Source organism: uncultured Thermanaerothrix sp., assembly GCF_938028735.1.
GTDB lineage: Bacteria > Chloroflexota > Anaerolineae > Anaerolineales > Anaerolineaceae > Thermanaerothrix.
This window is the reverse complement of the sequence record NZ_CALIMF010000014.1, coordinates 1-24,697: the sequence shown is the minus strand read 5'-3', so window position 1 is coordinate 24,697 and position 24,697 is coordinate 1. Positions and strand designations below refer to the sequence as shown.

At 50.3% G+C, this 24,697-nt stretch carries 17 protein-coding genes; 8 read left to right on the top strand and 9 right to left on the bottom strand.

The features are described 5' to 3' along the window. Window positions 1–56: 56 nt before the first annotated feature. From Q0721_RS07855 to secD, 5 genes are all read right to left on the bottom strand, one after another. Window positions 57–1,037: a D-glycerate dehydrogenase gene (locus tag Q0721_RS07855; protein WP_299027907.1), complete on the bottom strand. Its 981-nt coding sequence runs from the start codon at window positions 1,035–1,037 to the stop codon at window positions 57–59. Window positions 1,038–1,043: 6 nt separating this feature from the next. After that, window positions 1,044–2,936 (bottom strand): molecular chaperone HtpG, encoded by a 1,893-nt coding sequence (htpG, locus tag Q0721_RS07850; protein WP_299027904.1) that lies wholly within the window; start codon window positions 2,934–2,936, stop codon window positions 1,044–1,046. 68 nt (window positions 2,937–3,004) lie between these two features. After that, window positions 3,005–4,039 (bottom strand): NAD-dependent epimerase/dehydratase family protein, encoded by a 1,035-nt coding sequence (locus tag Q0721_RS07845; protein WP_299027900.1) that lies wholly within the window; start codon window positions 4,037–4,039, stop codon window positions 3,005–3,007. Between the two features lie 194 nt (window positions 4,040–4,233). Next, window positions 4,234–5,169 carry a protein translocase subunit SecF gene (secF, locus tag Q0721_RS07840; RefSeq protein ID WP_299027897.1) on the bottom strand — a complete coding sequence of 312 codons (936 nt, stop codon included), beginning with the start codon at window positions 5,167–5,169 and terminating at the stop codon, window positions 4,234–4,236. Between the two features lie 11 nt (window positions 5,170–5,180). Beyond that, window positions 5,181–6,578: a protein translocase subunit SecD gene (gene secD / locus Q0721_RS07835; RefSeq protein WP_299027894.1), complete on the bottom strand. Its 1,398-nt coding sequence runs from the start codon at window positions 6,576–6,578 to the stop codon at window positions 5,181–5,183. A gap of 191 nt (window positions 6,579–6,769) precedes the next feature. On the opposite strand from secD, the gene Q0721_RS07830 reads away from it, so the two are divergent. After that, window positions 6,770–7,705, top strand: a complete 936-nt coding sequence (locus tag Q0721_RS07830; RefSeq protein WP_299027891.1) for a lysylphosphatidylglycerol synthase transmembrane domain-containing protein — start codon at window positions 6,770–6,772, stop codon at window positions 7,703–7,705. Here Q0721_RS07830 and Q0721_RS07825 read toward each other — a convergent pair. Next, window positions 7,702–10,032 carry an HD domain-containing phosphohydrolase gene (locus Q0721_RS07825; RefSeq protein WP_299027889.1) on the bottom strand — a complete coding sequence of 777 codons (2,331 nt, stop codon included), beginning with the start codon at window positions 10,030–10,032 and terminating at the stop codon, window positions 7,702–7,704. The two genes, Q0721_RS07830 and Q0721_RS07825, sit on opposite strands and share 4 nt — an antisense overlap. 239 nt (window positions 10,033–10,271) lie before the next feature. Here Q0721_RS07825 and Q0721_RS07820 point away from each other — a divergent pair, with 239 nt between their 5' ends. The 6 genes from Q0721_RS07820 (at window position 10,272) to Q0721_RS07795 (ending at window position 19,273) form a co-directional block, all read left to right on the top strand. Continuing rightward, entirely contained in the window at window positions 10,272–11,177 is a 906-nt protein-coding gene (locus Q0721_RS07820; RefSeq protein WP_299027887.1) for a hypothetical protein, read from the top strand. After that, the gene (locus Q0721_RS07815) at window positions 11,174–13,600 is read left to right on the top strand and encodes an ATP-binding protein (protein ID WP_299027883.1); all 2,427 of its coding nucleotides are present in this window, start codon (window positions 11,174–11,176) and stop codon (window positions 13,598–13,600) included. Before Q0721_RS07820 ends, Q0721_RS07815 begins: the two co-directional genes overlap by 4 nt. Further along, window positions 13,590–14,288 (top strand): response regulator transcription factor, encoded by a 699-nt coding sequence (locus tag Q0721_RS07810; protein WP_299027880.1) that lies wholly within the window; start codon window positions 13,590–13,592, stop codon window positions 14,286–14,288. Before Q0721_RS07815 ends, Q0721_RS07810 begins: the two co-directional genes overlap by 11 nt. Window positions 14,289–14,589: 301 nt before the next feature. Next, a complete protein-coding gene (locus Q0721_RS07805; RefSeq protein ID WP_299027877.1) occupies window positions 14,590–16,761 on the top strand; it encodes a diguanylate cyclase in 2,172 nt (723 codons plus the stop codon). A 37-nt stretch (window positions 16,762–16,798) separates the two neighbouring features. Beyond that, a complete protein-coding gene (locus Q0721_RS07800; RefSeq protein ID WP_299027874.1) occupies window positions 16,799–17,830 on the top strand; it encodes a hypothetical protein in 1,032 nt (343 codons plus the stop codon). 69 nt (window positions 17,831–17,899) lie between these two features. Further along, window positions 17,900–19,273 carry a peptidase S8 gene (locus tag Q0721_RS07795; RefSeq protein ID WP_299027871.1) on the top strand — a complete coding sequence of 458 codons (1,374 nt, stop codon included), beginning with the start codon at window positions 17,900–17,902 and terminating at the stop codon, window positions 19,271–19,273. Window positions 19,274–19,296: 23 nt separating this feature from the next. Here Q0721_RS07795 and Q0721_RS07790 read toward each other — a convergent pair whose 3' ends face one another. From Q0721_RS07790 to Q0721_RS07780, 3 genes are all read right to left on the bottom strand, one after another. Continuing rightward, complete coding sequence (locus Q0721_RS07790; protein WP_299027868.1) at window positions 19,297–20,331, bottom strand: CAP domain-containing protein; 1,035 nt, start codon at window positions 20,329–20,331, stop codon at window positions 19,297–19,299. 97 nt (window positions 20,332–20,428) lie between these two features. Further along, entirely contained in the window at window positions 20,429–21,742 is a 1,314-nt protein-coding gene (locus Q0721_RS07785; RefSeq protein ID WP_299027866.1) for a nitrate/sulfonate/bicarbonate ABC transporter ATP-binding protein, read from the bottom strand. Between the two features lie 4 nt (window positions 21,743–21,746). Then, a complete protein-coding gene (locus Q0721_RS07780; protein ID WP_299027863.1) occupies window positions 21,747–23,468 on the bottom strand; it encodes an ABC transporter permease subunit in 1,722 nt (573 codons plus the stop codon). A 368-nt stretch (window positions 23,469–23,836) separates the two neighbouring features. On the opposite strand from Q0721_RS07780, the gene Q0721_RS07775 reads away from it, so the two are divergent. Beyond that, a partial coding sequence (locus tag Q0721_RS07775; RefSeq protein WP_299027860.1) for an aspartate kinase occupies window positions 23,837–24,697 on the top strand: 861 nt, incomplete at its 3' end.

Here is a 24,697-nt window from a genome sequence, read left to right as displayed (position 1 = left end):
TTTGGTCTGAACAAATGTACCGTTTTGGGGGGTCATTAATCACAATATATGGGTTGTTATGAATATACCTCGGGGTTTGCACAATATGGCAACGGTCGATCTTCAAGACCAGCCAACACGTTTTCAACCGCCATCAAGGCCATGCGGCGCCGTGTTTCGCGGCTAGCACTGGCGATATGAGGGGTGAGGATTACATTTTCCATTTGGAGTAGGGGATGCTCATGAGGAATGGGTTCCGGGTCAAAAACATCTAGGGCAGCGCCGGCAATGACACTATTTTGCAGTGCCCAGACCAAGGCTTCTGAATCCACAACGGCACCTCGTGCTGTGTTAATCAAAATAGCGGTGGGTTTCATCAAGGCCAGGCGTTCTCGATTGACCAAGTGGTGGGCGGCAGGAGTGTAGTTTAGATGCAGGCTGAGGATATCTGAACGACGAAAGATTTCCTCCAGATCCACATAAGTTGCCCCCAGAGCCCGTTCGGCCTCGGGTTTGCGTTGCCGGCTATAGTAGAGAATGTGCATATTGAAACATTTTGCCCGCTGTGCCACGGCCTGCCCAATCCGGCCAAAACCGATAATTCCAAGCGTGGCGCCGTATACATCCAGCCCGGTTAGTACATCTGGTCCCCAGGGCTTCCAAATACCCTGGCGCACTTGGCGATCAGCCTCCACGATACGGCGTGCTGCTGCCAGAATGAGCGCCCACGCAAAATCTGCTGTGGTCTCGGTGAGTACACCAGGCGTGTGCCCTACGGGAATTCGTCGTCGCGTGGCGGCTGCTATATCAATATTATCAAAACCGACCGCCATTTGGCTGATAACCTTGAGAGAGGAAGAAGCTGCTTGGATCACCTCAGAATCAATGGGATCGGTGAGCATTGTCAGGATCCCATCTGTGTAAGCGATCTTTTCTAATAACACAGTTTTAGGGGGAGGGCTTTCTTGTAGCCATACCTCCACCTCGGCTTTTTCGCGTAAACGTTCGATGGCTTCAGAGGCAATCTGTCGAGTGATGAACACAAAGGGTGTGGGCATTGCAGATCACTCCTGCGCGCTTTTAGATCGTAGGGCGTACAAAAGGATTTCTTCAGTGCGCTTGACCATTTCACCGGGATTAGCCAATAGCCCCTCGAGTAACAGAGCGCTCTCAAAGATTTGTTCGATTCCTAGACGCAACAGGGGGTCCTCATCTGGCAAAGTACTCAAGTTACGGATAAGTGGATGATGCGGGTTGATTTCCAATATCGGCTTGGGAAATGAGAAGTCAGATTGGAGCAGGCGGTAGACGCGTTGAATCTCTTGAGACGGACTATCCTGAGGTAAGGCTAGACGCGCCGGAGACTCACTCAAACGTTGAGTTAGGCGTACATCAGCGACTTTTTCAGCCAAGATGGACTTAAAACGAGCAATTAACCGATTTTGTTCCTCTTCCGAGAGAAGAGAGAGGTCTCTATCCTGCTCCTCTGAAGGGGTGTCAAGGGGTGGAAGTTCCTCTGAGGCTGCATTAGCCAATTCAAAATTCTGGTATTTTTTGAGGCGAAGCATCATAAAGGGATCCAACGGGTCTGTCATTAGAAGTACGTCGTAGCGATGGCGACGGTAAATCTCAAGATGAGGACTATTCAGGGCACTGCTCAGTGAATCGCTGAGCAGATAGTAAATTTTCTTCTGACGGGCTGGCATGGTAAGGATGTAATCTTCAAGGGCGAGCCATTGATCGGGCTTGAAAAGAGTGGGAAAACGCAACAAAGGAGCAAGTAATTGCCCATATTCCTCGTCGCTGGCAATCCCCTCGCGAATGAAACGTCCAAAGCGCTGCCAGAAAATGGCATATTGATCCGGCTTTTCCTTGGCCCAGTTTTTCAGGGCTTCGATGAGTTTGTTTGTCAGAACGCGTTTTAACTGGGCCAGAATACGTGTGGCTTGGACAGACTCGCGGGAAACATTAAGAGGAAGATCTTCGGAATCTACAACTCCATCTACAAAGCGGAAGAAGGACGGGAGTAGGTCGCGGTTAAATTCTTGAATGAGAACCTTGCGCGCGTATAACTTCAATCCCTCTTCATTGCGTGCGCTGAGGGGGCCGCGCTCGGGCGAAGCCGGAATGTATAACAGGGCGTAAACTTGAACCGGAGCGTCAATGATCAGGTGCAAGTGAAAGAGTGGGGAATGGAAGTCAAGAGTAAATTGCTTGTAGAAGGCTTCATAGTCCTCACGTTTGACCTGCTGAGGGGACTGCCGCCAGAGGGCGCTTTGACGGTTAATCGGCTCTTTATCCTCTCCTAAATAGATTGGATAGGGGATGTATTCTGAATGTTTTTTGATGATCTGACGCAGACGCATCTCTTGCGTAAATTCGACTGCGTCTTCTTTGAGATAAAGAATGACCTCAGTGCCACGATTGATCTTTTCGCAGGGCTCGATACTGAATGTTTCGTGGCCTGTGGAGATCCAGCGCGCAGAACTGGCTTGGGGTTTGTAAGAGCGAGAGATGACTTCAACCCGCTCGGCTACCATGAAAGCTGAATAGAAACCCACTCCAAATTGTCCGATAATGTCATTCGGATTGGCATTGCTCTCTTTAAGCGTCTGAATAAAAGCGCGTGCTCCCGAATGGGCAATGGTTCCCAGATTCTTGATCATTTCATCTGCCGTCATACCCACGCCCGTGTCAATAATACGCAAGATCCGCTTTTCGGGCTCGGGGATGATGGTGATGGTTAGTTCAACCTCTGGATCCAGAACGTCACGGTCGGTGAGGAGGATAAAATGCATACGGGTAAGTGCATCTGCCGCATTCGAGATCAATTCACGCAAGAAGACTTCACGCTCGGTGTAAAGAGAGTGAATTAGAATATTAAGCAGTTGTTGGGTCTCGGCCTTAAAGCTCAGCGTCCGAGTCTTGGGTGGGGTATCAGACATTGATTCAACCATTGCTACACCTCCGGTCGGTGTTGGGTTAAGATGGACAATGGTTAAATCTCGTATTTCTGAGAACTCATCTAACCAGTTTGACTAGCCAGAGCATAACGCTGGCGAATGGCAGGGATTAGGTACTCCGAGAAGGCGCGTTCGAGATTATAGTCGGGTTGCCAGCCCCAATCCTGACGCGCGGCTGAGTCGTCCACATCCTCTGGCCAGGAGTCTACAATTTTCTGCCGGTGTGAGTGAGGCTCAAAGGTGATTTCTGCCTCAGGAAACGCGTTTTTGACGATTTGATAAAATTCTTCCGCACTGATGCTGAAACTGGTGACATTATAAACTAATTGGCTGAGAGCATCACGGGGAGCGGATTCCAACATCAACAATGCCTTAATTGCATCGGGCATAGCCATGAAGGGCAGGCGTGTGTCGGGGCGTACAAAGCACTTGTAAGGTAACCCTTGAGCAGCATGGTGTAGCATTTCGGGACCATAATCGCTGGTTCCGCCTGTGGGGACCGTAACAGCACTGATTAGGCCAGGAAAACGAATACTGCGAAAATCCACACTGCTTTGCCCATAATCTGCGGCCAGTTGCCGATAATAGCGTGCATAATAACGCCCCAAATGCTCACAGTAGAGTTTATTGCACCCGTACATAGTTGTGGGCTCGAGCCAGTTATACTCTTTGACCTTCCCGGCGCAGCGTTTGGTTTCCAGGTCGGGCAGTCCATACACGGCGATGGAACTGGGATAGAGAAATTTGACCGGTTTACCCTGCCATTGGGATTGTTCAACAGCTAATCGTAGCAGATTTAGCGTCCCCTCAACGTTGACGCGATGGGCGGCTTCGGGATTGTACTCGGCTTTTGTGGAGAGAATAGAAGCTAAATGATAGATGGTGCGAATTTCGAACTCTGCCACCAAACGGCCTAAAAGCATGGTGTCTAGGATATCCCCCTGAATGGCGCGCAAGCAGTAGGGTTTGAGATGTTCATCCAAAGGTTGAACATCCAGGGCAATGATGTCATAGTAACCTTGCTGACCCAGGTGTTGGATTAAGCCATGGCCCATTTCACCATTGGCTCCGGTGATCAACACCACTTCTTTACGCATGGAAAATCTTCTCCTCTTAGGTATTTTGATTAGACAAATAGAATTCAAACTGCAGCACTACTATTGTAGTCGTGTTCACCGTTTGCGTCATTCGTCAGATTTCTTGAATTTGGTAGAAGATTGACACAATTTCAATAAAAACCGGTTACCAGACTTTCTGGCAACCGGTTTTGTTGCACTATGTATTGTTCTCTTTAGGCAGTAGCCTGGCGCTTAAACCAAGTCTTCCATTCCTGATTTTCCCAGACAACTAGGATTGGGGCAGCGACAAAGATAGAAGAGTAAGTACCACTAAACAGTCCTACTAACAGAATGACCGCAAATTCACGCAACGTGACACCCCCGAAGAGAGCCAGGGCAAGCAGCATGAACTCCACAGTCATCAATTGGGTGTTGATTGATCGCTGAAGAGTCTGAACAATGGAATGATTGGCCAGTTTCTCAAAGGGTAGTTTACGGTAAATGGTGCTATTTTCACGAATGCGGTCAAAGACCACAATTTTGTCCTGAGTCGAGAAGCCCACTACAGTTAGCAAGGCAGTTAGAAAGAGGGAATCCATTTGCCAGCCGAAGAAGACGCTGCCAATGCCAACAAGGCTGAACACTACCAGAATATCATGGATCATCGCAATGATGGCACACACCCCATACCGGAATGCATGGGGGATGCCACGGAACGCATAGGTGATGTACAAAACTACTGCCAGTGCAGCTACAGCCACGGCAAGGGCCGCTCGTTCGGTGACCTGTTGCGCAATTACCGGTCCCACACTATCAAAGCGATTTACAACGATATCAGGCGCATTGAAGCGCTTCTGCATGGTTTGAACAATTTTGATTTTGGTTTCGTCGTCAATAAAGGGAGAGCGGATAACCAGCAGGTCACGTTGGCCGTTTGCGCTGATGGCAGTTTGAACTTGAACTTCCTTGAAGCCCAACTCGGTGTAGAGGTTGACCACTGATTCGGTATCGGGCAAGTTACCACTTGGGAAGCGCAGTTCAAGAATTGAACCGCCTTTGAAATCGATTGCCAGAGGAAGGCCGTTAATAGCCAGGATTAGCAATCCTGGAATAATAACCAAGAGCGAGATAGCGAAGAATAGATAGCGTTTTCCAAGGATGTCTAACATGGGTGCTCCTTCTAGAGACCGAACCAACCGGGTTTTTTATCTGCATCCTTAAAGAGATCAAACACAGCGGTTTCAAGGAGTGCACGAGTGACGACCAAGGCTGTAAAAAGGCTAACCATTACACCGAGTGCCAGGGTTAGAGCAAAACCTTTGACGAAACTGGCTCCAAAGGTGGAGCCGAACCAGAATAGAATTGCGCTGGTAATCAGCGCAGAGATATTGGAGTCACGAATGGACGACCATGCGCGCTTCCAACCCAAATCGAGGGCTTGACGCAGGTTGCGACCGTTGCGGAGTTCCTCTTTGAGACGCTCAAAGATCAGGATATTGGCGTCCAGAGCACTGCCGGTGCTGAGCAGAAAACCAGCAATACCCGGCAACGTGAGGGTTACAGGAATGGTCTTGAAGATGGCGAAAGTGATTGCAGCATAAGTAAGGAGCGCCAGATTGGCGACCACGCCAGGCAGACGGTAGTAAATTCCCATAAAGAGCATGACAATGATGAAGCCAATCACACCAGCCAGTAGACTTTTCTGCAAGGAGTCTTGTCCCAGTGTTGGTCCAACAACGCGAATCTGTTCAATGTTGAGGGGGATGGGCAGTGCGCCATAGCGAAGTTGCACAGCCAAAGCATTGGCGCTCTCACTGGTGAAATTACCTTCGATTTGTCCACGCCCTTCAGTAATGGGTTCGCGGATTACCGGAGAGGAAATAACGCGCTTATCTAACACAATGCCCAGGTACTTACCAACATTCTGGGTAGTCCACTCCTTGAAAATACGGGCCCCTTCATCCGTGAATTCAATATCCACTACATAGCGCCCTAGAGTGTCGCGGCTTACTCCCACTGACTTTAAATCGCGCCCCGTGAGCACTGTGTGGTAGCGGGTTGGCACAGGGGTGGGAGAGGCCTCTGGGGTTGTTTCAGGGGTTGGGGTTTCAGTGGATGCTGCCGTTGGGGTGCTTTCTGGGGCTGAATTCTCGGTCAGACCAAAGTCGGTTTCAATGAGGGTGCCTTCTGGAAGGGGGGTATCGCCAAAATCCACAAATTCTAGCTGCCCCACCTGACGGATTTTGTTGATCACCTCCTCGGCGTTTGTGGCGCCTGGAAACTCACCTACAATGATGCGTTCGCCAGCAGTCTGGAAGACTACTTCGCTGACCCCTAAGGCGTTACTGCGGTTTTCCAGAATAATCGCTGCATCCTGAAGATTCTGCTGGGTTACTGAGATCTCAGGGGGAACACTCAAAATTACCTGCATGCCGCCACGTAGGTCAAGTCCTAGAACGGTCTCGAAACGTTTTTCAAAATTCCCGATTTTGATACCAGGGTTCTGGGGGAGATCAATCCAAACTGCAGCAATCAGGAGAATTGCAATGAGGATCAAATTGACGTGACGTTGTTCCATGCGCATTGGCCTCCGATTCGCAACAATTGCCAGCATGGGCGCTGGTGCACGCACGGATTATACTCCGGTTGAGTTGGTTGGGGTAGGTGTGGGGTGGGGTGGGCGGGGATGAGATGAAATAGGGAAGAAAGGCCTGGCGCTATTTTGGTCTCTGGTCAGGAGAAAAATTTGCGCATAAAATTCAGTCGCCCATGATAGAACCGGGTTTTTCTAAAAAAAGCTCTACCAAACGGTTTTCACCTTGGCGAGTAGCGGGCACTCTGCTTGGGCTGGGGTTAACCGTTTATCTGCTTTTCTCTTACGGGGTGGATGAATTTATTCAAACCCTTCAAACAGTGCCATTTGCCGTTTTTGCACTGGCTTTTGGGCTTACTTTGCTTTCACGATTCATGGTGACCCTTCGTTGGTTAGCCCTTCTCCGTTCGGCAGGTGTTAGGATGGGTTTAAGGCGGGCGTTGCGCCTCGTTTTTATGGGATTGTTTGCTTCCAATTTTTTACCTACCACCGTAGGAGGAGACGCCGTGCGATTGGTAGGCGTGCTACGGCATGAGTTAAGCGCCAGCGCAGGGGTGGCTTCGTTGGTAATGGATCGAGTTGTTGGTTCAGTTGGGATGGCAACGTTATTGCCTTGGGGAATTCCCATGATATGGTCTGGGATGGCGCATTTATTATCCGCTCAATGGTTAGGGGGTATGTTGCTCACCTCTTTTTCAGAAGTCTTCCATCGCGGTTTTCGATTGCTAAAGGGGGTGTTTGATACCATTGGGGTCTGGCTGAAGCACCCGCGAGGAATTGCTCTGGCCCTTCTGGCTACATATGGACATATGGGGTGTACCTTTCTGGCGGCCTGGGTACTCCTAACCAGCATGGGGCAGTCCATCTCGTTGCTCCAAGTAGGGGCTTTATGGAGCCTTGCCTATTTTATTACATTGATCCCGATTTCTATAAATGGCTTAGGTGTTCAAGAGTTTTCAATTGCGTATCTGTACACTCACTTTGGGGGAGTAGAGCCCCAGGCAGGGATGGTTTTGGCAGCCCTCATGCGGTTACTCTACATGCTGGCTAGCCTTCCGGGGGCTTTATTCCTGCCAGAGTTGGCAGAGGGACTTAAGTCCAACAAAAATTAAATCTCCTCGCCTTCCAAGCTATCTAGCAAGCGAAGGAAGTGTTCGACCACTTGTGGATCAAAGTGCCCGCCTGATTCTTCTTGTAGGTAAGCGCGTACTTTTTCCTCTGGCCAAGCGGCTCGGTAGGGGCGGTCATGGCGCAGAGCGTCCCACACATCCACAATTGCGAAAATGCGTGCGGGAAGAGGGATTTCTTCACCCTTAAGACCAAAGGGGTATCCGGTTCCGTCCCAACGCTCGTGATGGTAAGTGGGGATGGCCAAGGCAGGACGCAGGAAGGCGATGGATTCGAGCATTTGGCGAGCAAATAGGGGATGCAGGCGCATGATAGCCGCTTCCTCTTCGGTAAGCGAACCCGTTTTGCGTAGAATATGATCAGGAATTGCCATTTTTCCAATATCATGTAGAATGGCTCCACGACGGATTTGCACCAAATCCTCCCCTGAAATTCCCATGGCTTGAGCCAAACGCACAGTCATTTCTGCGACCCGTCGAGTGTGATTCTCGGTGCTAGAATCACGCATTTCGAGGGCTAGAGACCAGCCCAATATGGTTTCGTCATAGGCTTGGATGAGTTCTATATTACTCCGTTTTAGATCCTCGATTAAGCGGGCATTGTCAATTGCAATTGCAGTAGTGGATACCAATGATTCAAGAAACTCTTTCTGGTCGCTGTCGAGAGATAAGGGCTTGCGGTGGAATAATTCCAGGACGCCATGCAGGCGACCACGAGAGATGAGTGGGAGCCCGTAATAAGCAATAAAACCCTCTTCTTCAAGAGGGACTGAATGATGAGTGGGGGTCTCACTTTCGCGCAAATCGGGGATAAAGAGAGGGGTACCTCTTCGGGCTACTATCCCTGGTAGAGAGTACTCTAACTGAAGGGGTGTGGTGCGAATGTTAAGTCCACGAAAGCCGTAGCCCCCGCTGTAGCTCAGTCGACCACTCTGTTCATGATATATCCAGATATCAACGGCATCCACGTTGAGCCGATGAATGACTTGGTCCAATAGAATGTTCAGAGTGAATCGTAGATCGAGGTTGGCGTTAATGGCCGTTTCGATGGTACGAAGAGCAGTCATCTGATTAAGGCGTTTTTCCGTCTGTTCGGCGAGAATGACCCGTCTTAGTGTCACCGCAGCAATATCTGCAATGGCAGTGACTAAGCGAACTTCATTGAGAGAAAACGAGTGACTTCGTGCTACTGCTAATGCTCCGAGTGTTTGTTCGTGATCAATAAGAGGAACGGCAAGCAAAGATTGAACAGTTGGAGAAAACACCAGATCGGGATCAAGATCAGGGGTTACTTGGTCCACCAGATGAACTTGTGCATTCGCAATAACCCAGCCAAGAATTCCGCGTTCGGAAGAGGTGTGTTTCCCGGCAAGGTCCTCAAAGCATCCCAGGCCCTTTTCGTAGATTATTTCTTTATTGGCTGGGTCATAACTCACTAGAATAACCCCTTCGGCATTCAAGTGACGATTTAGACGAGCCAGTATGATTGGATAAACCTCGTGACGAGACCGAGCACTGCGCAAGGCATGGCTTAGGTTGGTAATGACCTCAAGTTCCTCTTCTCGTTGCTTAAGATCGGTAATATCACTGATATAACCCTCAAGGGCCTGGAGACGCCCACTGGCGTCAAAAATACCTCTTCCCTGTTCCCATACCCACCGCACGCGCCCGTCAGCGTTTCGGATACGGTAAACCAATTGATAGGGACGATGTTCTTCAACCGCTTCCTGGACTTGTTCCCAAACTTGCTGGCGATCTTCGGGCAGGATAATGTCGGCAAATGAGCGCTTGCGATTGTTGATAAAGTCTTCTGGTGGATAGCCAGTAAGCGTGTAGCACCCCTGGCTGATGAATTCCATCTTCCACTGAGGATCGTTGCGGCAACGATAAGCAGCGCCTGGCAGGTTGGCTAAAAGGGTGCTCAAAGTGGCCTGGCTTTTCACGAGGGTTTCAGTTAGTGCGGGGCTTTCTGGACCACTGCGAAATGTTAATAAAAGCACCTGTTCTTGGGCAGATAGGGTCAGTAACGCGGCGCGTAGGCGAGTGTGTACTATGTCACCGTTACAGTTTTTCAGATCAATCTCGAACTCATGTGGGGATGCGGTTGTTTTTTTCCACAGATTCTGACGGAAAGTCCATGCCTCATCCGGCCAATAAGGTCCTGGCCGATGTAGAACTTCTTGGGCTGACCACCCAAATAGTTTGGCTGCATCTGCATTCCATGCCAAAATATTCCCATTTTGATCCTCGACAGAGGCGGCCACTGGCAGAACTTGTAGAATTGCCTCTAGATTGGGGTTGGAGAGTGCCATGATGAGCTCGCTCAAAATTAGATATTTAGGGAGACTCCTTTGTCTCCCTGAGCCCACTAATAACTGATAACACGTTTATATTCTATTCCGTCTATGCCAAAGTGCAAAGTCGTTTTATATTCTCACTCTGGGGTATAATTTCATTGATGGAAATAGAATTAGTAAACGATCAAATTCCACCTTAAACGTCTGGTTATCGTAGATGGGATCGCTGGTGAGGGGAAAGTGTAGGTTTTTTAGTGATCAACGCACTATTCTTAAAGGTCAACCCAAAGTGGGAGGAAGCGCGTGAGTTACAACGTCGGGTCGCCTGGCGGAAATTGCGCGCCTTACTGGGGGCTATTGGACTAACAGCTTTCCTGGGGCTTTTTCTGTGGGTAATAAATATAGAACTGCAATGGAAGATTGTGGGGGGAGTTCTGATCTTTTCCCCTTATCTTTTATTTTTTGGACTAGAAGATTTGATTGGGGAAGAAAATTCTAATGCGCAATTGCTTTCTGCGCTGGTGTTCTTGATTGCTATGCTTTTGACTGTTGCGGCGGGGTTTAGTTTTCCTCGATGGGACTCCCCGATTTCACCAGATTGGCGTTTCCTGGGGATTGGGCTTATGCCTATAATCCTGGTGGTGTTACTTATTCGTGCGGGGTGGGGGGCACCTTTGAACCTTCGCGCATTAGGATTCCAAAGGCGCTTGTGGCTTGTTTATGTTGTTGAAGGAGGGTTGATGGGGCTGGCACTTGGGGCACATTTGATTTATGTGCTTGGATTCCTTCCTGTGGGTGGTTTTTTAGAACCAGACCGTTTGAGTCTGTGGCGGCTCGTATGGTGGAGCAGTGTAGCGGGGACCCTTTTGGCGCCGATTGAAGAACTTGCCCTAAGAGGCCGAGGTATCATATTGCTCAAAAATGGATTAAGTTTATCGGAAAGGAACAGTTTAGTTTTTAGTGTCGGTCTGAGTCTTTTTGTCTGGCTTCCTCTTGCATTAGTGCTTTGGTCTGGGCCTGTCGCGGCTGTGTTCCTAGGATATCGCATGGTTTTGGCCTTTTTGAATGCCTATGTACGTTTGCGTGACCAGTCCTTAATCTTTGGGATGGCCTCTAATCTCGGATTTAGTCTATTGGCAGGGTGGGTGTTGTTGGCTTGAAACGCAAGATTATTTCCTGGGATCCGTTGAGACTAGATTCAATACAGGGGCATTGGGGGAAAGGGATTACCCTGCTGTTGATTTGTGTTGTGATGGTGATGCTGATTCGTGGGGAGGTGGTTCTGGGTAGTGCCAATCAAAGCGCTTTGCTTTATTTGGCTCTCTTGCCGGTGATCATGGCGGCTTTCTTTTATGGCACCTTACCGGCTCTGTTTATAGCCCTCTTCTTTGATACCGCCTTTGTGGTGCGTCCCCTTGTACGCTATCAAATGGCGCCTAGCCTAATACCGGCTGTGGAATTGACAGGTGTCACTCTTGCCATGACGATTTTGGCGCTTGTAGTGGGTGATTTGGCGGAAGGGCTTCGAGGGCGCGGTGAATTGCAAACAACTCTTGAAGCCAGCATGAGACTGATGGGGCGGACGCTAAACTTGCAAGATGTGTTAATTTTAATTTTTCAATATGCTCGGCGACAGGTTCCTGTTGCTGGAGGAGGATTTCTAATCCGAAATCCGGTAAGCCAGGAATGGGAAATTATGGGCTTCCCTGAAAGCGGCTACTGGAAACGTGAACCGTTATCGTTGACTCTGTATCCCAATTCTTTAGCGGAGTGGTTACTGGAGCGACCACACCCAGTTTACTTGAACAATTTAGGCGGTTTGCAGGGGTTCCTGGAAATTGCAGAAGAGGAAATCCTTAACATTAATTCCATATTGAGCATTCCGCTAACGCGCTCCGATGGCGAGTTATTGGGGTTTTTGATTATGCTAAACAAGGAGCAAGGCTATTTTGATCAGAGGGATATTATTCGTCTGCAAGCTTTGATCGACTTAGGAGAGCAAGCCTTAGAACAGGCCGGTTGGCATACCATTACCGACCAAGCGTTGGAGCAACGGGTGCGCCAACTTGGGATCATCCAGAAAGCCTCGCAGCAGTTAAACGAGCTTCTGGATCCTCAGGCTATTGTGGATATTACACTTGAGATAGCAATGACATTGAGTCAGGCCAAAGCTGGGCTTATTCTGCTTGAGGATGGGGACGTTTTTTCTCAATTGGAAGAATCTCGTCGATCATTGGGGGAAACTGAGCGTTTGAGGCGGGTTCGTGCGATGTATTCTCTCCATCGTCAAACCAGGCAGCAGGCAAAATCGTCTCAACCTCTATATTTCTTCCCCAGTTCTAAGGCTCAGTTAGTGATTCCGATTCGCAGGGGGAAGACTTTCTGGGGAATTATCGTGCTTGAATCAGATGATGAGAAGCCCTTCGATCAAACTGCCCGATGGGTGGTATTGCTTCTTGCCGATCACGCTGCGACTTCTTTGGAAAATGCACAACTGTTCCGGACTATCGAAAAGGAGAAACACCGCTTGAGCCTAATTGTTAATGGGATGACAGAAGGGTTAATTACAGTGGATGAACATGGAGGTATTTTATCAGTAAATCCAGCTGCTAGTGCTCAGACCGGATGGGAGTCAACTGCTCTTGTGGGGCAATCTATCTACACGATCGTTGATGGCGAAGACTTTGAAAGACGTGTTTCGAATGCGCTTCAGCATGTCTTGACCGAGCGCCATCCTATATTTTTGGAAAATGTACCATTGCGCCACCAGAGTGGTGGGCGGCGAGTAGTCTCCTTGAGTCTGGCACCGTTAATCCAGGCTGAGGAACGCATCGTGGTTCTATTAATGCGGGATATTACTGAGCGTGAAATGTTGACCCGATTGCAAAATGATCTCATTTCTGCGCTCTCCCACGAAATGCGCACCCCGTTAACAAAGATTCGATCGGTTGCAGAACTCATCCTTTCGAGTGTGCAGGCTGAAAACGGTTTTGGGGGTTATGAAAAATATCTAAGTCTTCTGATCTCTGAAAGTGATCGCCTTGCCGACTTTTTAGACTACATTTTAGATGTGTATGCTATGGAAGCCCAAGGGTACAAGGTCGAGTTACGCCCTATCCCCGTAGAGTATCTTATCTCGGAGATTGTTACTCATTGGCGGCTGATCACACCGGAGCGGGAATTTTCCATAGAAGGTGATTCGGCACCCGTTTGGGCACTGGCAGACGAGCAAGCCTTTTACTCGGTTTTGAATAATCTTTTAGAAAATGCGATTAAGTACACCCCGGAAGGAACCCCAATCCGAGTTGTGCTCAAGCGTATAGACACAAAGTTGGCACAAATTTGTGTCATAGATCAAGGCCCGGGAATCGCGGCGGAGTACCAACCCTATTTATTTGATCGGTTTTACCGAGTTAATGGGGGAGATGCCCAAACGGTTTACGGCCATGGAGTGGGTTTATATGTGGCCAAGATGCTTGTCGAAGCGATGCGAGGTAAAATATGGGTAGAGAGCGAGCCTGGCAAAGGAAGTTGTTTTGCTTTTACCCTTCCAATTGCCGAGGAGATGAACCTTGAGCCCTAAGATACTTGTGGTTGATGATGATCCAACCCTCAACGAATTAGTACAACTTAACTTGGAGCGGAAAGGGTTTTCTGTTTACTGTGCCAAGGATGGGGAAGAAGCCCTGCGTCTGGCATACGAGATTCACCCCGACCTTGTTATCCTAGATATTATGATGCCCCGGGTTGACGGATATGAGGTTTGTCGGCGCCTCCGATCCTTAACAGATGTGCCGATTTTATTCTTGACCGCCAAGAGTCGGGATACGGATGTTTTGCGCGGGTTTGATGCAGGGGCTGATGATTACATGCGTAAGCCTTTTAGCCTGCGTGAGTTAGAAGCTCGGGTTCGGGCTTTGCTTAAGCGGAGCGGGCGCAAAGAACGCTCACAACTCACCGAGGTTTTTGATGATGGACATTTGCGAATCGATTTGAATACGCAGGTTGTTTATCGTGGTGGACAACCCGTTCGGTTAACGCCTACAGAGTTTCGTTTATTGGCCTGTCTGGTGCGGGAACGCGGAAAGGTATTGACTCATGAGGAGCTATTGCGTAAAGTCTGGGGGGAAGGGTATGTGGATGCAATACCCACTCTTTCTCTCTACATTCGCTACTTACGCGAGAAAATCGAAGATGATCCCGGTCGTCCACAATATATACGCAACAAATGGGGAGTAGGGTACTGGTTCTCGCAGCCAGGTGAAGAATGATCAGCGGGGAGACAGTTTATGCCTTGATTGGGGGGGGACAATGTCGGTAGATCTTACCCCACTGAAAACAGTCATTCAGGATTTAGAGCAGAGTTATTTAGAAGCATGGCTATACAGCCAAGGAGGATGTTGGTCTAAACCAGTATTAATAGTAAAGCCAGATTGGCAAATTGTCTTTGTTACACCCTGGGTAGAGCAATATCTCCGGCCTTCAAGGCGTGTCCTAGGAAAGCATTTGCGGATCCTAAGCCGCAGCGGGGTTGAGCAGCCAGCAAGTGTATGTAGTCTAAACCCAAGTGAAATGCCATATGAGATTCGTTCTCAGAGTCTATCTTGGCAAGGAACTCCTAGTCAATTGCTAGAAATTCGGCGTGCGCAGGAATTAGAAGCCCCACAGACGACCTATCCCTTCGTTGCACGAGTAGGGCGCTCAGTTGACTTGTATCCGGCCTTATTGGATTCTCCACAGGAAAGCATCTGCCTTTTGCTAAGCCAACTGGGAGAGGACCTAGGGGCCGACCGCGTGTCTCTCTTTTCGCTGTTCTCTCGAGAGGGGCATTTGTTGATGCGTCGCCAATATGGTTGGCAAACTCAAGAAATCAATGTAGAGCGTGATTGGGGAGGGTGGGGGAAAACCGGGTCGTTGGTGGCTTACGGGTTGGATTTATGGGAAGAATCACTCAAAGAGGGTGAAATTTCGCATGCTCACGTACGTGATCTTCCAGCCCGACAAAGTGCGATTCTATGCGCTTTGGGTATTCGCTCATTGCTGGTAGCACCGGTCTTCGTACGCGGGGCCTGGTGGGGAATACTACAGGTGGATGTTTGCCAGCAGGAACGTTTCTGGTCGGAGGAGGACATTTACTTTGTGCGAGGGATTGCGGGGCTCTTAGGCGCTGTGCTCTTGCGCCAAGAGGCGAGTGAAATCATTTCCGCTTTGCTACAAAATGAAGTGGAGGCTCGCAAGAGGGCTGCGACTTTATTTGAAGCCTCTCTAAGCCTTGGTTCCATTATGGATTGGGATGTAACGCTGGATCGAGTCCTGTACCTGTTGCGTGAGATTGTTCCATTTGATGTGGGCAGCATCATTTTAGTAGAAGGGGATTATCCGACAATAGTACGAGTGTGGGAAACGAGTAAAGGAGCCGGACGAATTTTGCGCAACCCTCCCTTGCCAGTATTCTCAATTGAAAAGACTGAGTTCTTCTATCCTATTCTAAAAGACGGGAAGCCACTTCTAGTCCGAGACACCGCTGCCCATGCAGAATGGATTTCACCGGAGTCCAATCCCCGAATACGATCGTGGATGGGGATCCCCATTCGGTTTGAGAATCAAATTGTTGGCTTTCTTTCGTTGGGGTGTAATGATCCGTTAGCATATACCGAGGAGCACTTAGGATGGGCATTTGCCTACGCTCAGGCTGCGGGGCGTGCGTTACAGAATGCGCGATTATTTGAGGGAGTGGCTCAGGCCTTGGTTAGTGAACAACGGTTAAACGAAATCTCCCGGCTGATCAGTAGTACTTCAGATTTGGGAAATATGTTGCAATCTGTGTTGAAGTTAACCACTCAACTGGTATCCGCCGATATGGGCACATTGGGCCTGTATAATTCCGAAGATGAGGTGCTAATTGTAGCCAACTCCTTTAATACACCGCGCCCTCTATTTCAGACGCGGCTTATCAAGGGGCAGGGGGTGGCTTGGGAGGTTCTGTTGAAGAAATCTTCATTGATGTTACGCGAGTACGCCGAACATCCTCAAGCGTTGGCGGAGTGGGTGCAAATGGGGGTGCACGCCTATTTGGGAGTACCGCTCATTGCGGGAGAGGAAGTGCTGGGTGTCATTAATCTGTTCAAACTCTCACCGCAGCGCGCTTTTCAGGAGAGAGATCGCATTCTAGCTGAAATTGTGGGACGGCAAACCGGCGTGGCCATACAGAATGTGCGACGTTTTGAGCAGGCTCAGCGCTTGGCGACCCGCGATGCGCTTACCGGTCTTTATACCCGCCGCCATTTTTTTGAGGTTGCGCGGTTGGAATTTGAGCGAAGTCGGCGTTATCAACGTCCCATTGCGGTTATCCTTCTGGATATAGATAACCTGAAACCCATCAACGACACGTATGGCCATCCGGTCGGGGATACGGTGTTACAGAAGGTTGCACAAGTTTGTTTGCGTTTGTTGCGGCAAATGGATGTGGTGGGGCGATACGGGGGCGATGAATTCATTGTTTTGCTTCCCGAGGCCTCGCGTGAACAGGCACTACAAATCGCTGAACGCCTGAGAGGGGCTGTTGAGGCAATTCCTCTTTCAACTAATGGAAATATAGTGTCTATTTCCATCAGCCAGGGTGTAGCTGCCAGTGAGAAGGAATACACTTCTCTAGAACAACTTGTGGAATATGCGGATCGGGCTCTTAACCAGGCCAAACAAAGGGGCAAGAATCAAGTTGTGGTTTGGGATTCCCCAAGGTGATTGGGTATCTGATGAGATTGGATAGGAGGGGAAATAAATGGTAAATATAAAGCCATTAACCACGAGTGTGATTGGCAGTTATGCCTGGCCTGCGTGGTATGTTTGGGCAGTGGAGGCGATTCGCCGAGGTGAGTTTGGCCCTCGGGATGTAGAGGAAACGCTCAATGATGCGGTGGACTGGGCATTACGCGAGCAGGAAGAAGCGGGGGTAGATATCCTGAGTGACGGGGAAATGCGGCGCCTGGGCTTTTTTACCGCGGGTTTCTACGGACGCCTGAAGGGGCTGCACGAATTGGCGCCGGAGCGCCGCTTGGGCATTCCGGGTCATGATCAGCGGGAAAGGTACGAGGCCGTGGAGCCACTTGCGGCTCCCGAGGGTTTGGGAGTGGTGCACGAATATGTTTATGCGCGCCAGCGTACCCAGCAACCCCTCAAGGTAACTTGTCCAGGTCCCTTTACGTTGGCCGGACGGATTCTGCCAGGAAAGATATACCGTGATCGGATAGAAGTGGCGTACGCGCTCGCAGATATTATCAATGCGGAATTGCGTGCTGTCATCCAAGCAGGTGCGGATTTTGTCCAGCTTGATGAACCCAGCATGGCAGTTCACGGCGGAGATCCAAAAGTGTTTCTGGATCTTCTCTCGCGAACCCTGAATGGGGTCGGGGTACGTAAAGGACTTCATCTTTGTTTCGGTAATTTTATGGGGCGTCCGGTTGCACGTCGGCGCTACAGGTTAATTTTTCCCAACATTCTGGATGCGGAAGTAGATGAATTGGCGCTGGAATTTGCGAACCGGGAAATGGCCGAGGTGGAAATAGCCCGGGAGGTAGCAGCCGCTGGAAAAACACTGGCAGCGGGTGTGGTGGATGTTAAGAATTACTACATAGAGACTCCTGAAGAGATCGCCGAGCGCATTCGTAGCCTTTTGACATTTATTGCGCCGGAGCGTTTGGTGATTGTTCCGGATTGCGGCTTTAGCCAGACGGCGCGTTGGGCAGCCAGAGCAAAACTCAGGGCCATGGTTGCAGGCGCGCATATTGTGCGGCACGAATTAGGACTTGAATAACCCCTGGCCCACTTCTTGCACCCCTTGAAAGCGGTCTACGAACCACTCTTTTGAGGGTAAAATAAATTTATGTTGCGCCGATGCTTTGTTGGGATGATTATTATCGGTTGGGTGCTTGCCTTGCTCTCAATGCACGTGCCGGTAGGTGCCGAGCGTGGAAAAGTGCACGAGGTCACAGCAGATCAGGATGTAGTCCCCGACGAGTTGCTGGTGGCGATCCAACCGGGGTATATGCCTTACCTGCGTCTCAGTGCGTTATCTGCCACTGCTACGGGAATAAGCGAACTGGATCTCATAAACCGAAGACTTCGAGTACGTAGCATACAGCCCTTGCTTGGGCCAGAATTTGGATACATGACTGCGCGGCGAGGATCTAGTGGGCTGGAACGCGTGTTTGTGGTTAAGTTGCCTCCGGGGAGTGATCTGGAAGCAGCACTGCAGTTGTTCCGCCAGCAAAATTTTATTGAATATGCTGAGCCCAATCATGTGTACCGTGCGCTTGACTTTATCCCCAATGACCCATTTTGGCGGGATCAATGGGCTTTGCCAAAGATCCAACTGCCCCAAGCCTGGGAGATTTCTCAGGGGCAGTCTGACCGGGTGATTGCGGTTCTGGATACAGGGGTGGACTACAGGCATCCCGACCTAAAGGACAAGGTCTTGCATGGAGGCCGCAACTTCGTCAATAATAATGACGACTCTGACGCTATGGATGATCAAGGTCATGGTACCCATGTGGCCGGAATTGCCGCCGCGGCCACCAACAACGAGGTGGGAGTCGCGGGTGTGTGTCCGCAGTGTCAGATTTTGCCCATCAAAGTACTTGATAGCCAGGGAACCGGCAATGCCACAACCGTAGCGCAGGGGATAGAGTATGCCGTTGAACAAGGCGCACGAATTGTCAACCTCAGCTTGGGGGGCCCCAACTGTTCTGAAACCTTGGCGCAGGCGATCAACGGGGCCTTTAATCGAGGGGTATTAATCATTGCTGCGAGCGGAAATAATGGATCCAAGATCTCAATGTCCTACCCTGCGCGTTCGCCGCGTGTGGTGTCCGTGGGTGCGGTGGATCAGTATGATGTTGAGGCACAGTTCTCCCAACGTGACGAGACGCTGGACTTACTAGCGCCAGGGGTTGATATTTATAGTACTGTGATTAATTCAGGGTATATGCTCTCTAGCGGTACCTCCATGGCAGCCCCTCACGTGGCAGGAGTTGCAGGGCTGCTTTGGAGTCAGAATCCGGGCTGGAGAAACACCGAGGTCTGGTGGGCGCTACGTTATACTTATAGTGCAGGATCGCTAGCCATTGGAGAGAGCCCGTGGCGGTTGTACTTACCGCTCGTTGCTAATTCTCAAGTTGCCCGCCTCAATGCTTATCGTGCTTTGCAGGTGACAAGCCCGGGTCAGGTTGAGGCGCCAGAGGATACCTGTGCCAATTAGTGTTGCATAAGTTGTTACAACCCTTATTGGGTCTGTGAGCGATCGCCCAAGGTTTCTGGTAAATATTGCGACGTAACAGTTGTTGTCACTTCAAATGTCCAAATATAGGTTGTATCCGGACCGTTAGGTGCAACGGCAATGGTTAGCAAGACCGTATAACTACCGTCTTTCAATGGGGCTTGGGGGATGAGCACAACGGCATCCTGAGCGTTTAGGATGGAGCGGGCCAGGTTCTGCTGGGAGGAATCAGGGTTGGTGTAGGTGTTTTCGGTGTAAATGCAGTGAGGAAGGGAATTGCCCTGCCCATGCAAATCGCTGTGCTTGATTTGGGGGGATAAATTCCCATTTCCCAGTTGAATTATGATCGGCAGACCGCTGGGTGCGTGATAGCCGCATGGGGCAAGGGGATCAGGATATTCCCCACCGACGTAGCGGTTGAGCCATGTGATCTGTCTATTGCCAGGCCAGAAAATGGGGTAACCGATTGCATCTAAGGGGTATGTTGTGCGCCCACGCAGCACGTCCATGACAGCTCCTGTTTTGTAAGTACCAATATCTTCGTGATAAATGCCAAAGCCCGTCCATTCAAGGCGAGGGTGCAGGATGCCCAGCGCGTGAAAAGGCCCTTGCAACCACAAGTCAATTGCTTGGGCCTCTGTGTAGGAGAACGAAGTACTGATCATCACATTGCCGTTGCGGCCTGCAGTCTCGCCTTCTGGGGAATACCACTGATTTTTTGGATCTTCCGTGTGGGTGATGAGATCGTTCTTAACCATGTAACGAGCGTGTTTCCAAGCTCCCTCACTCCAGGTGGGTTCTTCTTTAAGTGAGGGCAAAAGTGCTTGGGCCCGATATTGATTGAGATATTGTAGCCATTCAGGGGTGGGTGGGTAACTAACACCTGAGGGATCGGGTTTCAGGATGATAGGGAGGTAAACCGGTGGCGGGCTCTGAGCCAGGGTCACGGTTGGCTGGGAAAGCCGTATTAGAAAAATGAGTAGGGCAAGGGGAATGATCCCTATAAGTTGGAACCTGGCTCTGGGGTGCAAGGATATCAAGCTGCATTCCTCCTCTTAGGAATAGGATAAAGGCATTATACCCGGCAATTTTTGAGGAATGCTTAAAACATAGTTTTTGACAGCACACGCGGCTCTTTTAAGCTGCTCGTTCAGGTGCCGATACGGGCTCTAAGGTGAGCAGGCCCTGATTATCGTCATAAGCAAGCAACTCGGCGTAGCGTCCCCAATCAATCAGAATGTCTAGTTGGCGCTCGGCTTCATCAGGAGGGAACTCAAGTTCCAGGGCAGAGCGTACTACTTCCCATTCGAGCGTATTTTGTTCAGCGCGTCGCAGCAAATTCAGTAACCATCGCATCAAAGGCAACCGCCGGATACGGGTAGCAAAAATTTCTTTGCGCGCCAAAATACTAGCCTGAGCAAAGGTTTCACCCAGTGGAGTCAGTTGAATATCGCCCTTTTCAACCGTTGCAAAACCGAGCAACTCGGCGGCCTCAGTTAATCGCAGAATGTGGTCAGAGTCGACGCCGAGATCTTCAGGAAGGTGGAAGATATCGGCTCGATAGTCTGGCTGTTCGTTCAGGTATTCTAAAAAACCGGCCAGGTCGTTGATGGTTATCTGAGGTAGAGTACGCGTTTTGCCCGGTTCGCCAGGGGCTGCACCCAATTCAATGGGCTCGGGTTGGGTCTGGCCTGCCAAGAGCGCATATACTTGATCTACTAGACTTTGGAATTCGGGGGCCTTGCGTTGCCGTGGGTGGGGCAGGTTGATCGGCATTTCAGCCACGATACGTCCGGGGTCCTTGTCCATAATGATCAATCGGTCGGCCATGAAGATAGCCTCTTCAATGTTATGGGTCACCATCAGGATGGTGCGGGTAGGAATGTTCCCACTAATCCAGAGTTCCAGTAATTCGCCGCGCAGGCTCTCGGCACTCAGCACGTCCAAGGCAGAGAATGGTTCGTCCAAGCAAAGCAATTCCGGTTCTACCGCCATGGCCCGAGCAAAGCCAACTTTCTGGCGCATACCTCCCGAGAGTTCACGCGGATAAGCCGTTTCAAAACCGTCTAAACCCACCCGATCAATCAGATCTATTGCGCGGGTTTTACGCTCTTCGGCGGGTACCCCACGGGCAAGTAGAGCCAATTCAACGTTTTCTTGTACGGTCAGCCATGGAAAGAGAGCAAAGGTTTGAAAGACAATGGTGGCATATGGGTTTACACCTTCCAGAGGTATGCCCCGATAAAGCACCTGTCCCTCAGAGGGCCTTTGAAGCCCTGTGATAATTCGCAGGAGAGTACTCTTGCCGCACCCCGAAGGCCCCAGCAAGGCTACAAATTCTCCCTCATTAACCGTTAGATTGACATCCTGAACCGCCACGAAGCGACGTCGGCCGCTTGTGTAGAGCTGTTGAATGTGAATGAGCTGGAGTAATGGTTTTTGGTCGGTCATGATCTCACTCCATACGGTATTTTTCTTCGGCAATGAGGTACAAACGTCGCCACCATAAGCGGTTGATCAAGACGACAGTAAGCACCATGCTTAAGGTAGCTGCTAGCAACAAGGCGTAATCCCCGCTGGTCGTTGCCTGAGCAATTAGCGCTCCAATGCCCAGAGTTGAATAAGTCTTTCCGCCGAAGGTAACATATTCGGCAACGATACTGGCATTCCAAGCCCCACCGCTGGCGGTAATTGCTCCTGTCACTAGGTAGGGGAAAAGTGCCGGGAGAATAAGTGTGCGCCAGCGCTGCCAGTTAGATAGGCGCAAGAGGGCGGAGGTGAATTTGAGATCTTGGGGAATGGCCGAGGCGCCAGCAATGATGTTGAAAAGCAGATACCACTGTGTTCCCATAAGCATGAGGAGGACAGCCGCCAGGTTAAGTCCGCCAGGAAAGGTGAGAAAGAAAAGCAAGATCACCGGGAAGATGGCCGTAGCGGGTATGGATGCGGCGATTTGGACAATGGGCTGGAACAAAGCCGCCAGACGAGGTTGAGTTCCGATAGCCACGCCTACAGGGAGGGTCCAGGCTAGGGCGAACAAGAGAGCAACCAGGACACGCACTAGGGTTACGCTCACCCCCAGCCCGATGGCTAGCCATTGATGGAGCGGAAGGCTCAAAAGCATTTGAGCAGCTCGAACCCCCCCATAAAGCAGTCCCCCTGCTAGGAGGGTGCCGACCCCAATGGTGTACCAGGTTGGTTGAGGAGTGGCTACCCCCTTCTCACGCATAGGGTAACGATGCACTGCCCACAAATCGATGCGCTCTGTAAGGGGAGACAACACATATTCGCGTAGCCAATTGATCAGTCGGGAACCGTTGAGTAGGTCAAAGAACCACGAGGTAGGTGGGTTGTCACTTTCTACCATCTCCAGTTTGAAACGGTCCGACCAAGCAAGGAGCGGGCGCCAAATGAGTTGATCCAGGGCCACAATTGTTAGGATTAGGGTGAACAACCCCCATAAAATTGCTTGAAGATTGCCTTGATTGGCTGCTTCTTGTAAGTAGGAGCCTAGGCCTGGGAGGCGAAAATCGCGTTCACCAACGGTGAAAATTTCGGCAGCCATTAGGAAGAACCATCCTCCTGCCCAGCTCATCATACTGTTCCAGATCAGGGTAATCATCGCAAAAGGGAGTTCTAAGTAACGGAAACGTAGCCAAGTGTTGAGGCGGAAGATGTTGCTGGCTTCATTAAGTTCTTTAGGAATGGTGGTTAGGGATTGATACCAACCAAATGTCATATTCCATGCCTGGCTGGTAAAGATCAACACGATGGAGGCAAGTTCGGCGGCTACCGTCTCGGGCAGGATCGCGCTCAAACTCAATAAGACGACTGGGAGAAAGGACAAGATAGGAACACTTTGCAGAACGTCCAGTAGTGGCATCAACAGGCGTTCTGCCCGTTTGTTGTAGGCAGCGGCGCGACCATAAAGCAATGTGAAAAGCAGGGAAAGGGCGTAAGCAGCTGCCATTCGCCCTACTGAAAGCAGGGTATACCAAGGGAGAGCGGTTGGTGCTAATGAGATGGTGGGGCCCTTAACGCTAGGGGGCGCATTAACTGCGAGAGATACGCCGGCATATAGTAGGACAGCGATAAGGATCAGAACTAAAACATCCCCCAAAGTAAAGAGGCGTTCTTCGCGCGGTTTAGGCAGTAGCAGATCGCGAAGGGTTGCCATGCCACCTCCCAAAACAATCGCCCCGCACGGGTTGAAGTGCGGGGCGTGAGGTGGTTAATGGAAAAGCGCCTCGCCCGGCTTCAACCGCTTATGCCATGCAGGAGCGAAGTGTAACTATGGTAATCGGAGTCGAGAGCAGCCAACTCGTCCATTTCTGGTTTCTCAAATATGTCTCAAATATAGCCTTAACATCCCTTGCTGTCAAGAAACTTTTTTGAGCTTTCCCCGTGTATACCTGCTTTTATTCGCTAAAGGGAACGTAAGGAAATTTTCCTAGAACTATACCCAAAAAGCGAGGAAATGCGTATAATAGCCCACAATTTAAGAGGCTTACAATTCGTATCCTTTATAAGTAAGCAGGAGCAGCAATGGCAGCAGGTCCGCATTCCCACAATCTATTGGTGATGAAGTTCGGCGGTACTTCTGTCGGCGACGCGTTAGCGGTCCAGCATGTGGTGGAAATCGTGCGTGAGGCGCGCTCAACCTGGGCATCTCTTGTGGTGGTTGCCTCGGCGCTGGCTGGAGTGACCGAAACCCTGCTTTCTCAGGCTTATAAAGTGGCACACGGGGATGAACGTGAAATTGAGGCTACCATCCAAAATCTGCGTGAGCGGCATCAAGCGTTACTAAATGCCTTTGAGATCGCGGAAGAGAAGCGGCAAGAAGCCCTGCAATCCATTGAGGATTTGTTACAGCGGCTGGCCTCTTTGTGGCAGGCCATTGCTGTATTGGGGGAAGCCACCCCACGGGCTTTGGATGCTGTGGCGGGGATGGGAGAACGGATGAGTGTGCGCGTTTTGTCTGCTATCTTCCAAGCGTCAGGAGTCCCGGCGCAAGCCGTAGATGCTACCCATTTGATTGTGACGGATGCGCAATTCCAATCGGCTCATCCGGATATGGAAGCCACGCAGGCAAAGGTGGAAGCACATTTACGCCCATTATTGGCAAGTGGTGTGGTTCCGGTGGTGACCGGTTTTATTGGAGCGACTCCTGAGGGTATTCCCACCACTCTAGGGCGAGGTGGAAGTGATTACTCGGCAGCAGTCTTGGCAGCTGCCTTACATGCTGATGAAGTGTGGATCTGGACTGATGTGGATGGAGTGATGACGGCGGATCCGCGCCTCATTCCGGAAGCCCAAACCATTCCTCGATTGACTTATCGTGAAGTTGCTGAACTGGCCTACTTTGGGGCTAAGGTTTTGCACCCCAAAACCATTCGTCCCATTATT

What these genes read in the sequence shown, in the direction of transcription:
- Q0721_RS07855 (WP_299027907.1), bottom strand. Translation starts at nt 1,037, where the DNA reads ATGCCCACACCCTTTGTGTTCATCACTCGACAGATTGCCTCTGAAGCC.
- htpG (WP_299027904.1), bottom strand. Translation starts at nt 2,936, where the DNA reads ATGGTTGAATCAATGTCTGATACCCCACCCAAGACTCGGACGCTGAGC.
- Q0721_RS07845 (WP_299027900.1), bottom strand. Translation starts at nt 4,039, where the DNA reads ATGCGTAAAGAAGTGGTGTTGATCACCGGAGCCAATGGTGAAATGGGC.
- secF (WP_299027897.1), bottom strand. Translation starts at nt 5,169, where the DNA reads ATGTTAGACATCCTTGGAAAACGCTATCTATTCTTCGCTATCTCGCTC.
- secD (WP_299027894.1), bottom strand. Translation starts at nt 6,578, where the DNA reads ATGGAACAACGTCACGTCAATTTGATCCTCATTGCAATTCTCCTGATT.
- Q0721_RS07830 (WP_299027891.1), top strand. Translation starts at nt 6,770, where the DNA reads ATGATAGAACCGGGTTTTTCTAAAAAAAGCTCTACCAAACGGTTTTCA.
- Q0721_RS07825 (WP_299027889.1), bottom strand. Translation starts at nt 10,032, where the DNA reads ATGGCACTCTCCAACCCCAATCTAGAGGCAATTCTACAAGTTCTGCCA.
- Q0721_RS07805 (WP_299027877.1), top strand. Translation starts at nt 14,590, where the DNA reads ATGCCATATGAGATTCGTTCTCAGAGTCTATCTTGGCAAGGAACTCCT.
- Q0721_RS07800 (WP_299027874.1), top strand. Translation starts at nt 16,799, where the DNA reads ATGGTAAATATAAAGCCATTAACCACGAGTGTGATTGGCAGTTATGCC.
- Q0721_RS07795 (WP_299027871.1), top strand. Translation starts at nt 17,900, where the DNA reads ATGTTGCGCCGATGCTTTGTTGGGATGATTATTATCGGTTGGGTGCTT.
- Q0721_RS07785 (WP_299027866.1), bottom strand. Translation starts at nt 21,742, where the DNA reads ATGACCGACCAAAAACCATTACTCCAGCTCATTCACATTCAACAGCTC.
- Q0721_RS07780 (WP_299027863.1), bottom strand. Translation starts at nt 23,468, where the DNA reads ATGGCAACCCTTCGCGATCTGCTACTGCCTAAACCGCGCGAAGAACGC.